Consider the following 13,795-nt stretch of genomic DNA (forward strand, 5'->3'; position numbering starts at 1 on the left):
GCTCGATCGTGGCCGCCTGCGCACACAGGCTGCCGGACGGCTGTTTGAGTGCCGCTCAATGTGACCTGAGTCAAGCTCGTACGTCAATGTTTCCGTCGCATCGATCTCGTGGTTAGAGTGTCGTTCAAATGATGGAGGTGTGGTGGCGTGCGGCTTACTCCCACGGAACGCGACCGGCTGCTGCTCTTCGGGGCCGCCGAGCTGGCCAGGGCCCGCAAGGCGCGCGGCCTCAGACTCAACGTCCCCGAGGCGACCGCGCTGATCGCGGACACGGTGTGCGAGGCGGCCCGCGACGGGGCCAGGCTCGCCGAGGCGATCGAGCGGGCCCGCGCGGTCCTCGGGCCCGACGACGTCCTGCCGGGCGTCGCCGACGTGGTGACCGAGGTGCATGTGGAGGCCGTCTTCGACGACGGGTCCCGGCTCGCGGTCGTCTCCGACCCGATCGGTGCGGGGGAGGGGGCGGGCCTCGGCGGCGAGGCTCCGGGGGCGCTGCTTCCCGGTCCCGCGCACGCGGAGCCCGCGCCCGTCGCGACGATCGCCGTGCACAACACCGCGACCGTCCCCGTCTCCGTGACCTCGCACTTCCACTTCTTCGAGGCCAACCCGCGGCTCGACTTCGACCGGGTGGCCGCGTACGGCATGCGGCTTGCCGTGCCCGCCGGGTCCTCGGTCCGCTTCGGGCCGGGGGAGAGCGCCGAGGTCGGGCTCCTCCCGATCGGCGGCGAGCGGATCGCGATCGGCTTCGCCGGCCTGGTCGACGGGCCGCTGGACGCGCCGGGCGCCCGCGAAGAGGCCCTGCGCCGCGCCGCCGCCTGCGGCTACCTCGGCATACCGGAAACGACTGAGCAGGAGGCCGAGCGATGAGCCGCCCCGGAGGCCACCCCGCCGAACCGCGTCGCCTCACCCCTCACGAGTACGCCGCCACGCACGGCCCCCGAACGGGCGACCGCGTCCGCCTCGGTGATTCGGGGCTGACGGTCCGCGTCGAGTCCGACTCCCAGGAGTACGGCGAGGAGTTCCTCGCCGGGTTCGGCAAGACGGCCCGTGACGGTCTGCACCTGAAGGCCGCCGCCGTCCGCGAGACCTGCGACGTCGTCATCAGCAACGTCCTGGTGATCGACGCGGTGCAGGGCATCCGCAAGGTGTCGATCGGCATCAGGGAAGGCCGTATCCACGCCATCGGGCGCGCCGGCAACCCGGACACCCTCGACGGGGTGGACGTCGTGGTCGGCACCGGTACGTCCATCGTGTCGGGGGAGGGGCTCATCGCCACCGCCGGAGCCGTGGACACCCACGTCCATCTGCTCTCGCCGCGCATCATGGAGGCCTCACTCGCCTCCGGCGTCACCACGATCATCGGCCAGGAATTCGGGCCCGTGTGGGGCGTCGGCGTCAACTCCCCGTGGGCGCTGAAGCACGCGTTCAACGCCTTCGACGCCTGGCCGGTCAACATCGGCTTCCTGGGCCGGGGTTCGTCCTCGCACGACGCCCCGCTGATCGAGGCGCTCGCCGAGGGCGGGGCATCGGGCTTCAAGGTGCACGAGGACATGGGCGCCCACACCCGCGCCCTTGACACCGCGCTGCGGGTCGCCGAGGAGCATGACGTACAAGTCGCCCTGCACAGCGACGGGTTGAACGAATGCCTCTCCGTCGAGGACACCCTGAAGGTCCTCGAAGGGCGGACCATCCACGCCTTCCACATCGAGGGCTGCGGCGGCGGGCATGTGCCGAACGTCCTGAAGATGGCGGGCGTACCGAACGTGATCGGCTCCTCCACCAACCCCACGCTGCCCTTCGGGCGTGACGCCGTCGCCGAGCACTACGGCATGATCGTCTCCGTCCACGACCTGAAGACGGACCTGCCGGGCGACGCCGCCATGGCCCGCGACCGCATACGCGCCGGGACCATGGGCGCGGAGGACGTGCTGCACGACCTGGGCGCCATCGGCATCACCTCGTCCGACGCGCAGGGCATGGGGCGCGCGGGCGAGACCGTACGCAGGACCTTCGCCATGGCCGGGAAGATGAAGGCCGACTTCGGTCCCATGGACGGGGACGGCGCTCACGACGACAACGCGCGCGTCCTGCGCTACATGGCCAAGCTGACCATCAACCCCGCCATCGCCCACGGTCTCGCGCACGAGGTCGGCTCCATCGAGGTCGGCAAGATGGCCGACGTCGTGCTGTGGCGGCCCGAGTTCTTCGGCGCGAAGCCGCAGTTGGTCCTGAAGTCCGGCTTCCCCGCCTACGGAGTCGTGGGGGACCCGAACGCCGCGACCGACACCTGCGAACCCCTCGTCCTCGGGCCGCAGTTCGGTGCCTACGGCGCCACGCCCGCCGACATCTCGGTGGCGTTCGTCGCGCGGGCCGCCGTCGACCAGGGCAACGACACGATGCCGACCCGGCGGCGCAGGGTCGCGGTGCGGGGCACGCGCGGCATCGGGCCCGCCGATCTGCGCCTCAACTCCCGCACCGGTTCCGTCGACGTGGACCAGCGCTCGGGTCTGGTCACGCTCGACGGCGACCCGGTCCGCTCCGATCCCGCCGACTCCGTCTCCCTCAACCGGCTTTACTTCCTGTAACCCGCCCCGTATCGCTCCGTAACCCTCCCCGTACCGCTTCCCGTAGGGATCACCATGACCTTCCGCATGCCCGCCGAGTGGGCCAGGCACGAGCGCACCTGGATGGCCTGGCCGGGCCCCAACACCACCTTCACGGACGACGCCGAACTCGCCGAGGCGCGGACCGCCTGGGCGAACGTCGCCAGGGCCGTACGCCGCTTCGAACCCGTCACGATGGTCGTCGGCACCGGCCAGAGCGAATCGGCCGCGGCTCTCCTCGGCCCGGACATCGAGCTGGTCGAGCGCGATCTGGACGACGCGTGGATGCGTGACATCGGCCCCACCTTCGTACGCGACGGCAACCGGCTCGCGGCGGTGGACTGGACGTTCAACGGCTGGGGCGGCCAGGACTGGGCCCGCTGGGAGCACGACGCGAAGATCGCCCGGCACGTCGCCGACATCGCGGGCGTCCCCGTCCACTCCTCGCCCCTGGTCAACGAAGGCGGCGGCATCCACGTCGACGGCGAGGGCACGGTCCTGCTGACCGACACGGTCCAGCTCGACCCCGGACGCAACCCGGGCCTGACCCGCGAGCAGGCCGAGGAGGCGGTCCACGCCCGCATCGGCACGGACAAGGCGATCTGGCTGCCGCGCGGCCTGACCGGCGACTACGGGCAGTTCGGCACCCGCGGCCACGTGGACATCGTCGCCGCCTTCGCCGCGCCCGGCGTCGTCCTCGTCCACACGCAGCAGGACCCCGCCCACCCGGACTTCGAGGTCAGCAAGGAGATCGCCGGGGTCCTTCGCGGCCAGACCGACGCCCGCGGCCGGACCCTGGAGATCGTCGAGGTGCCCGCGCCGACCGTCCTCGCCGACGACGAGGGCTGGGTCGACTACTCCTACATCAACCACTATCTCTGCAACGGCGGCGTGGTCCTGTGCGGCTTCGACGACCCGCGCGACGAGATCGCGGCCGGCATCTTCCGCCGGCTGTTCCCCGAGCGCACCGTGACGCTCGTCGACGCCCGTACGATCTTTGCCGGGGGTGGTGGCATCCACTGCATCACCCAGCAGCAGCCGAAGATCTAGCGCACCCAGCGTCAGACGGAGCACCGCAGGAGTCCCCGTGGCCGAGGCCGCACGCCGGAAGAACGCACCACCGCGCGAGGACGTGCTTGCCACCGCCATGGAGATGATCGCCGAGCGCGGCCTGGAGAAGCTGACCATGGCCGCGCTCGGCCGCGAGGTCGGCATGAGCAGCGGCCACCTCCTCTACTACTTCCGCACCAAGGACGAGCTGCTCCTGCGCACCCTGGAGTGGAGCGAGTCCGCGCTCGGCGCCGAGCGCGGCAGGCTGCTCGCCCGGCAGGGCACGGCCCGCGAACGCCTCGACGCGTACGTCGATCTGTACGTCCCCGACGCCCCCGGCGACCCCCACTGGACGCTCTGGCTCGAGGTCTGGAACCGCTCCCTGAACGCCGACGAGGACGAGCGTGACCGGCAGGTCGCCATCGAGAGCGCCTGGCACCGCGACCTGGTGGCGCTGCTCGCCGAGGGCGTCTCGCGGGGCGAGTTCGGACCGCTCGACCCCGACCGGTTCGCGGCGCGCCTGCGGGCGCTGCTCGACGGGTTCTCCATCCATGTGGCGATCGGCCTGCGCGGCACGGGCCGTGACCAGATCCTGGCGCACGTACGGGAGTTCCTGGACGGAGCGCTCGGCTCCGGCACGAAGGACCCCGGCGCCCCCGTCTAGGTTGTACGTGTTCCTGCGGATTATGTGTCTCCTGGCGAGCCGGCCCCGAGCGGACCATCGGCCGGTCCTCTCGCGGGCAGTTCCGAAATCACCGCAACCATAAGAGCATCTCGCGCATCACAGACATTGCACGCACCAGCGTGCGACCGCACCGGGACCGGCATTCGTGCCGAACGCCGGTAAAACACGGGGGATTTGAACATGCGCAGAACCAAACGCCGCGCCACCCTGGCCGCCGCGGCACTCGTCGCCGCGGTCACCGCCGCCACCCTGCCGGCCGCGTACGCGGCGCCCGACGCGGCTCCGGCTGCCGAACGCATCAGCGTCGCCCCCGACGGGACGCAGGCCGACGGAGCCTCGGAGCTGCCGGACGTCAGCGCCGACGGGCGGTACGTGGTCTTCTCGACGGAGGCGAAGAACCTCGTACCGGGCGACACCGACACCTGGCCCGACGTGTACGTCCGCGACCTGAAGCGTGGCACGGTCGAACGGGTCAGCGTGCGGGACTCCGGCGCCGAGTTCACCGACTACGTGAGCCAGCGACCGACCATCAGCGCCGACGGCCGCTACGTGACCTTCGCCGCCGTCACGTACGACGAGGACGGCAACCACTACAGCGGCATCTACCTGCGGGACCTCAAGAAGAAGCGGACCGAGCTCGTCAGCCTCTCGGACGCGGACAAGCCCGTGACCGGAGAGAGCACGACACCCGCGCAGACGAGCGAGGACGGCCGGTACGTCACGTTCGTCTCGCAGCTCGCGGACAACGGCGACTACGTCGACGGGATGAACACCGGCGTGTACGTCCGCGACCGCAAGAAGGGGACCACCAAGCGGATCAGCGAGATCGTCACGGGCGGCGCCAGCTCCTCGTACTACATCACGCAGTTCACCATGAGCGCCGACGGCAGCCACATCGGCTACTCGATGGGCCGGCAGCGCCCCGGCCGCGACGGCCGCACCTACCTCTACGACGTGAAGGCCGGCGAGGGCAGGCGGCTCGACCGCACGCCGTCGGGCGCCGATCGCGAAGTCGGCGTGGACTCGCTGAGCAGGGACGGACGCTACGGCGTCTTCTCCGCGCGCTCCGGCGACCTCGTCCCCGGCGACACCAACGAGAAGTACGACATCTTCCGCATCGACCTGCGCACCGACGCCATCGAGCGGATCGTGTACGACGCCGAGGGCGGTCAGACGGACGGCGACTCGTACACGGCCCGGATCACTCCGGACGGCCGCCGTGTCGTCTTCCAGTCCGGCGCCTCGGGTCTCGTCGCCGGCGATCCCGGCAGGGGCTCGCTCTACGTACGTGATCTGCGCACCGGCGAGAACCAGCGCGTGGACGTGCCGCGGGGCGGCGGCGACGCCGACTCCGGCGTGTCCCACTACGGGCTCAGCGCGGACGCCGGGACGGTCGCGTTCTCCTCGGACGCCACGAACCTGGTGCCCGGCGACACCAACGGGGTGCGGGACGTCTTCGTGCGTCACCTGCGCCAGGGCTGACGTCCCACGTCACGCGGGCGGTGCCTCCGTGCGCCGTCCGCGTGCGCGTCCACGCGCCGCCCGCATGGTGAGACGAGGCAGCGCGGTGTGTGCGGGCTGTGGCAGGCTGCCACCGTGCTCTCGTTCGCCATGATTATTGGCAGCAGGCGCGCCGGTCCGCAGTGACCGTCTCGTACCACCATGTACGGGCGGACACCGTCGTCTCTCAGACCCGCGCGCAAACCTCTCGTACCCACGAGGGGTTTTTTCGTTTCCTGGCCCAACATCAGCCGGACGCGGAGCGCGGGGGATCATTGAGGCGGTGGAGCCGGTCATTCCGGTAGACCGAGATCCGACACAGGAGCCAGATCAGCATGACGGAAACCAGCACACCCGACGATTCGTTCCACGTCTTTGACACCACGCTGCGCGACGGCGCGCAGCGCGAGGGAATCAACCTGACCGTCGCGGACAAGCTGACCATCGCCCGGCACCTGGACGACTTCGGCGTGGGCTTCATCGAGGGCGGCTGGCCGGGTGCCAACCCCCGCGACACCGAGTTCTTCGCCCGCGCATCGCAAGAGATCACCTTCCGGCACGCCCAGCTCGTCGCCTTCGGCGCCACACGCCGCGCGGGCGGCTCGGCGGCCACGGACCCGCAGGTCAACGCCCTGCTCGCGTCCGGAGCCCCGGTCATCACGCTGGTCGCCAAGTCCCATGACCGGCACGTCGAGCTCGCGCTGCGCACGACCCTGGAAGAGAACCTGGAGATGGTGCGCGACACCGTCTCCTACCTCGTGGAGCAGGGGCGCCGCGTTTTCGTCGACTGCGAGCACTTCTTCGACGGCTACCGCGCCAACCCCGAGTACGCGAAGTCCGTCGCCCGTACGGCGTCCGAGGCGGGCGCCGACGTCGTCGTCCTGTGCGACACCAACGGCGGCATGCTCCCCGCCCAGGTCAAGGCGATCGTCGGCACCGTCATCGCCGACACCGGCGCCCGGCTCGGCATCCACGCCCAGGACGACACGGGATGCGCCGTCGCCAACACCCTCGCGGCCGTCGACGCCGGCGCCACGCACGTGCAGTGCACCGCCAACGGCTACGGCGAGCGGGTCGGCAACGCCAACCTCTTCCCCGTCGTCGGCGCCCTGGAGCTCAAGTACGGCAAGCAGGTGCTGCCCGAGGGCGCGCTGCGCGAGATGACCCGCGTCTCGCACGCGATCGCGGAGGTCGTCAACCTCACCCCCTCCACGCATCAGCCGTACGTGGGCGTATCGGCCTTCGCCCACAAGGCGGGCCTGCACGCCTCCGCGATCAAGGTCGACCCGGATCTCTACCAGCACATCGACCCGGACCTGGTGGGCAACCGCATCCGGATGCTGGTCTCGGACATGGCGGGCCGCGCCTCCATCGAGCTCAAGGGCAAGGAGCTCGGCGTCGACCTCGGCGACGACCGCGAACTGGTCGGCCGCGTGGTCGAGCGGGTCAAGGAGCGCGAGCTCAAGGGCTACACGTACGAGGCGGCGGACGCCTCCTTCGAACTGCTGCTCCGCGAAGAGGCCGAGGGCCGGGCCCGGCGCTACTTCCGCGTGGAATCCTGGCGGGCCATCGTCGAGGACCGCCCCGACGGCACGCACGCGAACGAGGCGACCGTGAAGCTGTGGGCCAAGGGCGAGCGCATCGTCGCCACGGCCGAGGGCAACGGCCCGGTCAACGCGCTCGACCGCTCGCTGCGGGTCGGCCTGGAGCGGATCTACCCCCAGCTCGCCAAGATGGAGCTCGTCGACTACAAGGTCCGCATCCTGGAGGGCAAGCACGGCACGTCGTCCACGACCCGCGTGCTGATCTCCACCAGCGACGGCGACGGGGAATGGTCGACGGTGGGCGTGGCGGAGAACGTCATCGCGGCGTCGTGGCAGGCCCTGGAGGACGCCTACACGTACGGCCTGCTGCGGGCGGGCGTCGAGCCCGTCGAATAGAAAACTGGTTCGGCTCAGGACCGCCGTAGCGTGCCCGACTGGGTTAGCTTCGAAGTATGAGCAATGGGACGAAGCGAATATTTCTCGCGCTGTCCGGGATGCTCCTGTCCCTGGGTGCCGTGTCGTTCACGGCGGCGCCCGGGGCCGCGGCCGCCACCAGTGTCCCGGCGGTGGCCGACGCCTGGGAGAAGAGCCCGGTGTACGTGGATCCGGCCGCGTCCGACCAGCTGTCCGGGGCCGACGCGGACGCCCTCGCGGAGAAGATCAAGGACGCCGACAAGCCCGTGTTCGTGGCGGTGCTGCCCGCCGACTTCCCCCGCCAGGACCTCTTCCAGAAGCTGCGCACCGAGACCGGCGTGACGGGTGTGTACGGGATCCGGCTCGGCGACGCGTTCGACGCGAAGGCCGACCGCCGGGTGCTGTCCGGCGCGGCCGTCTCGAACCTCGTCACGACCTACGGGGACGTAAACAACACCAAGACCCAACTCAACGCCTTCGTCGACCAGGCGGTGAAGGACGCCCGCGGCTCGGCGCCCGATTCCTGGGGCGGCGCCGGTTCCGGCGACGGAGTCAACGTGGCCGCTCTGGTCGGCGTCGGCGCGGTGCTCGTCGCGGGCGGCGGAGTCGCGTACGCGATGGTCCGGCGCAACCGCGGGCGGCGGGCCGAGGAGCAGCGGGCGGCGCTCGAAAAGCTGCGGGTCGTGGTGGACGAGGACATCACGGCGTACGGCGAGGAACTGGACCGCCTCGACTTCCACCCCGCGGAGGCGGGCGCGGACGACGCGATGCGCGCCGACTACGAACGCGCCCTCGACTCGTACGAGAAGGCGAAGTCGTTCATGGCCGCGGCCCGGCGGCCCGAGCAGGTGCGGGCCGTCACCCAGTCCATCGAGGACGGCCGCTTCTCGCTCGCCCGCCTCGCCGCGCGCCGGGAAGGCCGCCCGCTGCCGGAGCGGCGCGCCCCCTGCTTCTTCGACCCGCGCCACGGCCCCTCGGTGAAGGACGCGCAATGGGCGCCGCCGGGCGGGACCGAGCGGACGGTCCCGGTCTGCTCCGCGGACGCGACGCGTCTCGCGGACGGCGAGGAGCCCATGTCCCGGACGGTGGCCACGGATTCGGGGGAGCGGCGCCCGTACTGGGATGCGGGCCCGGCCTACGGCCCCTGGGCCGGCGGCTACTTCGGCGGCGCCCTGCTGCCGGGCCTCCTCGTCGGCACGATGCTGGGCGGCATGATGGCGAGCCCCGCCTACGCGGCGGACTACGGCGCGGGGTACGGGGACTTCGGCGGCGGGGCGGGCGCCGGGTACGAGGGCGGGGACTACTCGGGCTCGGACTTCGATCCCGGCGACTACGGGGGCGGCTTCGGGGGCGGGGACTTCGGGGGCGGGGGTGGCGGGGACTTCGGCGGGGGGTTCTAGGGGCCGGGGCGGCTATCCGGGTTGACGGGACGGTCTTTTGGCGAGACGATACGTATCGTTCCGCTGGTAAGTCGGCTCGGAGGGGTCTTCCCATGCAGCACAAGCAGCAGTACGTCGATGCCGCCCCCGGCGTCCGCCTCTGGACGGAGCGGCGTGGCGCGCCCGACGCCCCGGCGCTGCTCCTGATCATGGGCGCCCAGGCATCCGGCCTCGGCTGGCCCGACGCCCTCGTCGACGCGCTCGCCGCCCGTCACCAGGTCATCCGCTACGACCACCGGGACACCGGGCGCTCCACCACCGCCTTCGACCAGCACCCGTACGCCATAACCGACCTGGCGCGGGACGCCGTGGCGGTATTGGACGCTCTCGGTGTCGAGCGGGCGCATCTGGTGGGCATGTCGCTCGGCGGGATGCTGACCCAGCTGGTCCTCGCCGACCACCCCGAGCGCGTCCTCAGCGCCACCCTGATCGGCACGTGCGCGCTCAGCGACACCCCGTACGCGGCCCCGGACGGAACGCGGGTCCCGGTCGGCGAACTCCCCGGCATCGCCCCGGAAGTTCTTGAGATGTGGTCCCGCCCGGTCGAGGACAACGGTCCTGAGGCCGAACTGGACCGCAGGGTGGAGCACTGGCGCGTCCTGAACGGCGACGCGCTCGCCGTCGACGACTCGTACTTCCGCGATCTGGAGCGCCGCATCATCACGCACACCGGCACCCACGTCGCCTCGACGGCCCACGCCAGGGCCGACGACTCCCACATGCTCCGCACCGAGGAACTCGCCGGCACGAAGGTCCCCGTGCTCGCCGTCTCCGCACCGGCCGAGCCGGTCTTCCCGCCGCCGCATCCGCACCACCTGGCACAGGTCATCGGCAACGGCACACGGGTGGTGGAGATCGCGGGCATGGGGCACGCGCTGCCCCCGGCGGTCCTTGACCCGCTCGCGGAAGCGATCCTGGCGCACACCGCCTCCGCCTCCGCCGCCTCTGCCCGGCCCTAGGGGCGCCGTTCCGCCGCAGCGTGCCACCAGCCCGGTGGCGAGGGGCCGACCGCGCGGGACGTGGGCTGGTCCGGGTGCAGGCCGAGCGGGCGGAGTGCGTCCGCCCGGACGTGGATCACGAATGAGCCGCGCCAGTGACCGTCCGGCCCCGGCCCGCACATATGGTCCACGTACACCTCGTCCGGCGGGAACGGCATCCAGTCGATGCCCCGCTCACGCAGTCAACCGCGCACAGCGGCGAGCGGCCGCGGGCTGCCGGGCGTGTTCTCGTACGAGACGATGGTGATCCACTCGGCGTGCCGGTCCGGGGTCATGCCGCCATCATGCCAGGCGGCCCAACCCCGTGAGTTCCGCGGAGAGTTGCCAGAGGCGGGCCGCCGATTCGGGGTCCCTCGCCCAGGGTTTGACGCCGCCGATCAGCATGTCGTCCGTCGTGGCGGGCTCCGCGATGTCGCAGTCCTGGCAGTACGCGCCGCCGTGGGCGTCGAGCAGCGGTGACGTAGCCGCCCAGACCGCGGTGGCCGCGCCCTGTGCCGGGGACTTGAAGCCACGCGCCGGTGTGCCGTCCTCGGACATCCAGCCCTGCGCGATCTGTTCCTCGCGGGGGATGTGTCGCTGCAAGGGGGTGAGGATGCTGCCGGGGTGCACGGCGAAGGCCCGTACGCCGTTGCCCGCCGCGCTCAGGGAGTCGAGGTGCACGGCGAAGAGCGCGTTCGCCGTCTTGGACTGGGCGTAGGCGAGCCAGCGGTCATAGCCCCGGCTGAAGTGCGGGTCGCTCCAGCGGATGCCGGAGAGGAAATGACCGGACGAGGCCACGGACACCACGCGTGCGGTGCCCGGACTCAGCGCCGGGTAGAGCCGGTTGACCAGGGCGAAGTGGCCGAGGTGGTTGATCGCGAAGTGGGACTCCCAGACGCCGTCCGGGCCCACCCGGGTCTCGGGGCAGGCCATCACGCCCGCGTTGTTGACGACGATGTCCAGGGTGCGGTGCGTCGCGAGGAAGCGGTCCGCGAAGCCCCGGATGCTGTCCTGGTCCGCCAGGTCGAGCGCCTGCACCTCCACGCGCTCTGTGCCCCGCAGCGCCGCTTTCGCCGCACCGGGCCTGCGCGCCGGGACGACGACGTACGCGCCCGCCTTGGAGAGCGCCCGGCTGATCTCCAGACCGAGGCCGGAGTAGCCGCCGGTGACCAGCGCCGTCCTGCCCGCGAGATCGATCCCGTCGAGTACGTCGTCAGCGGTGCTCAGCGCACCGAACCGACTGCCGATGCTGTGCTGTCGCGCTGACTGCCGCTGTTGCTGTGTGGTCATGGGCGCGACGCTAGAAGCTGGACCGCACTCCAAGGCAAGGTGGCGGGCGCAACACCCCGACGAGCGGGAGACGACATGAGCGAACACGGCACGAAAGCCGCCTGGCCCCTCCTCGACAGCGCGCACGCGGCACTGCGCACAGCAGTCCTTGGCGTGCCGGACGGCCACTGGGAGCGTCCGACACCCTGCGCGGAGTGGAACGTCACCCAGGTCCTCCAGCACGCGGCCGGCGACCAGCTCGGCTACGCCTCGGCCCTCACCGGAGGCCCCGGCCCCACCGAGAACCCCTTCGCGCCCTCCGGCAAGCTGACGGATTCCCCCCGGGCCCTGCTCGAACCGGCGCTCGCGGCGGCGGGGGCCTGGGCGACGGTGGACGAGACGGAGGTTCAGGAGGTACGGGTCCCGATCCCACCCGGCACCATGCCCCCCGCCCTGGGCGTGGGCGCCTGCGCGCTAGACGCCGCCGTGCACGCATGGGACATCTCCGTGGCCACCGGCCAACATCCGCCGCTCAGCGACGAGTTGGCGGCGCCACTGCTCGCCGTGGCCCGCCAGTTCATAGAACCGATCCGCGCTTTCGCCTTCGCCCCGGCTCTCGGCCCGGGGACGGGCGGCGAGGCAAGAGACAAAACATCCGACCTGCTCCGATACTTGGGCCGCAGCCCGAACTGGACGCCGCAGCAGAGCAGCTAAAACTCCCCCCGGCCCGCCTCGCGCCGGGGGGTGCGGTCCGCCTCACGCGGGGTTTGGAGTCTGGCCTGCCTCACGCCGGGTTTGGGTCCGGCCTGCCTTACGCCGGACGGGGGGTCCGGTTCGCTCCACCCCAGCTTCAGGGACCGGCCTGGCCCGCCCCGGACTGGGGACCGGCCCGACCCACCCGGGACTCGGGGATCCCCCCGCCCCACCCCCGACCCGGGGAACTGAACTGCCCCACCCCGGACTCGGGGACCCCCCCACCCCACCCCCGACCCGGGGAACTGGACTGCCCCACCCCGGACTCGGGGTAATCGGGTGGGTGGGTGGGAGAGATCCGTCGCGAAGCGGCGGCCTGGAACCCCCAAGGCTCAGGAGCCAGACTTAATCGCGGAAATGTCAAAGCGAAGCTTGATCTTGTCGGAGACAAGCACCCCGCCCGTCTCCAGCGCGGCGTTCCACGTCAGCCCCCACTCCGAACGGAGAATCTCCGCCTTGCCCTCGAACCCGACCCGCTCGTTCCCGAAGGGATCCGTGGCCGAGCCGTTGAACTCCAGGTCGATGGAGACCGGCTTCGTGGTGCCGAGGATCGTCAGGTCACCGGTGACCCGGTAGTCGTCGCCCCCCAGCGCCTCCGCCTTCGTGGACCGGAACGTCATCTCCGGGTACTTCTCGGTGTCGAAGAAGTCCGCGCTCTTCAGGTGCCCGTCACGATCCGCGCTGCCGGTGTCGATGCTCGCCATCTGCACGTCGATGGAGGCCGTCGAACCCGCGGGGTCCGTGCCGTCCAGATGCAGCGTGCCCGCGACATCGGTGAAGGAGCCCTTGACGTTCGTGACCATCGCGTGGCGTGCGACGAAGCCGATCGAGGTGTGCGCGGGGTCGATCGCGTACTCGCCGGTCAGCGCGGCCAGATCCGGGCTGACCGCAGCGGGCGTCGCGGCGGCGCCGGCAGGCGCGGCAGCGGAGGACGTGGTGGTTTCGTTCTTGCGGCCGAAGAGACCCATGACTGCTCCTTGGGGACGAGCTGCGAGCCGAAGCCCGAGCTGCGAGCTACGGGGGTACTGTCTGTTGAATGTTCAACGAGATTGACTGTAACTCCATTCAGTTCAATATTCAACATCAAGCAGAGTGTGCCGGCCCACTCACGCATCGAAGTCGACCGTAGGCCCCGGCGCCCCGAGCCCGCCCCACGTGTCCCGGCCAAGGATGTGAGGTGTCTCTCACGCGCCCCTTTGTGGAATCCCTACAGCGCGACGACCCTCTGAGCAGTCACTTAGGGCGCACTGGAGCGAGCTTCTGTTCGGGGGTGCCAGGAAAACGGGCCGGAGACTGTTCATAGTCGACGGTCCGTTTCGGTGGGCGCACTTCGTAAGGTCACTACATGACCGTTTTGGACGACACCGCTTCTTCTCCCGAAGGCGAGCCCACCGACGCACGTGGACGCGTTGCCGAACTGCACGCGATCCGTGCCGAGGCCCTGCGCGGGCCGAGCGAGAAGGCGACGAAGGCCCAGCACGCGAAGGGCAAGCTGACCGCCCGCGAGCGGATCGAGCTGCTTTTGGACGCGGGGTCGTTCCGCGAGGTCGAGCAGTTGCGCCGG

General features: G+C 71.0%; 12 protein-coding genes. 10 read left to right on the forward strand and 2 right to left on the reverse strand.

Translation table 11 applies throughout. The features are described 5' to 3' along the window. Nucleotides 1-147: 147 nt before the first annotated feature. The 8 genes from ureA to IE226_RS32840 all read left to right on the forward strand — a co-directional run bounded on the left by ureA (nt 148) and on the right by IE226_RS32840 (nt 10,191). Nucleotides 148-864, forward strand: a complete 717-nt coding sequence (ureA, locus tag IE226_RS32805; protein WP_190085067.1) for an urease subunit gamma — start codon at nt 148-150, stop codon at nt 862-864. Continuing rightward, nucleotides 861-2,582, forward strand: coding sequence for an urease subunit alpha (locus IE226_RS32810; RefSeq protein ID WP_190085068.1), 1,722 nt, complete (start codon nt 861-863; stop codon nt 2,580-2,582). Before ureA ends, IE226_RS32810 begins: the two co-directional genes overlap by 4 nt. Nucleotides 2,583-2,636: 54 nt before the next feature. Next, nucleotides 2,637-3,650 carry an agmatine deiminase family protein gene (locus tag IE226_RS32815; protein WP_190085069.1) on the forward strand — a complete coding sequence of 338 codons (1,014 nt, stop codon included), beginning with the start codon at nt 2,637-2,639 and terminating at the stop codon, nt 3,648-3,650. Between the two features lie 97 nt (nt 3,651-3,747). Next, a complete protein-coding gene (locus IE226_RS32820) occupies nt 3,748-4,314 on the forward strand; it encodes a TetR/AcrR family transcriptional regulator (RefSeq protein ID WP_190085087.1) in 567 nt (188 codons plus the stop codon). A 201-nt stretch (nt 4,315-4,515) separates the two neighbouring features. Further along, a complete protein-coding gene (locus IE226_RS32825; protein ID WP_190085070.1) occupies nt 4,516-5,817 on the forward strand; it encodes a TolB family protein in 1,302 nt (433 codons plus the stop codon). Nucleotides 5,818-6,170: 353 nt separating this feature from the next. After that, the gene (gene cimA, locus IE226_RS32830) at nt 6,171-7,775 is read left to right on the forward strand and encodes a citramalate synthase (RefSeq protein WP_190085071.1); all 1,605 of its coding nucleotides are present in this window, start codon (nt 6,171-6,173) and stop codon (nt 7,773-7,775) included. Nucleotides 7,776-7,831: 56 nt separating this feature from the next. Beyond that, nucleotides 7,832-9,193, forward strand: a complete 1,362-nt coding sequence (locus tag IE226_RS32835) for a hypothetical protein (protein WP_229871664.1) — start codon at nt 7,832-7,834, stop codon at nt 9,191-9,193. A 92-nt stretch (nt 9,194-9,285) separates the two neighbouring features. Next, nucleotides 9,286-10,191 (forward strand): alpha/beta fold hydrolase, encoded by a 906-nt coding sequence (locus IE226_RS32840; RefSeq protein WP_190085072.1) that lies wholly within the window; start codon nt 9,286-9,288, stop codon nt 10,189-10,191. 321 nt (nt 10,192-10,512) lie between these two features. Here IE226_RS32840 and IE226_RS32845 read toward each other — a convergent pair whose 3' ends face one another. Continuing rightward, on the reverse strand, nt 10,513-11,499 hold the full coding sequence (locus IE226_RS32845) for an SDR family NAD(P)-dependent oxidoreductase (RefSeq protein WP_190085073.1): 987 nt from the start codon (nt 11,497-11,499) through the stop codon (nt 10,513-10,515). Between the two features lie 75 nt (nt 11,500-11,574). On the opposite strand from IE226_RS32845, the gene IE226_RS32850 reads away from it, so the two are divergent. Beyond that, nucleotides 11,575-12,192, forward strand: coding sequence for a TIGR03086 family metal-binding protein (locus IE226_RS32850; protein ID WP_190085074.1), 618 nt, complete (start codon nt 11,575-11,577; stop codon nt 12,190-12,192). A gap of 371 nt (nt 12,193-12,563) precedes the next feature. Here IE226_RS32850 and IE226_RS32855 read toward each other — a convergent pair whose 3' ends face one another. Further along, entirely contained in the window at nt 12,564-13,199 is a 636-nt protein-coding gene (locus tag IE226_RS32855; RefSeq protein WP_190085075.1) for a YceI family protein, read from the reverse strand. A 377-nt stretch (nt 13,200-13,576) separates the two neighbouring features. Here IE226_RS32855 and IE226_RS32860 point away from each other — a divergent pair. Beyond that, a partial coding sequence (locus IE226_RS32860) for a carboxyl transferase domain-containing protein (RefSeq protein ID WP_308429576.1) occupies nt 13,577-13,795 on the forward strand: 219 nt, incomplete at its 3' end.

Origin of the sequence: Streptomyces longisporoflavus, assembly GCF_014649775.1 — a bacterium.
Taxonomy (GTDB): domain Bacteria; phylum Actinomycetota; class Actinomycetes; order Streptomycetales; family Streptomycetaceae; genus Streptomyces; species Streptomyces longisporoflavus.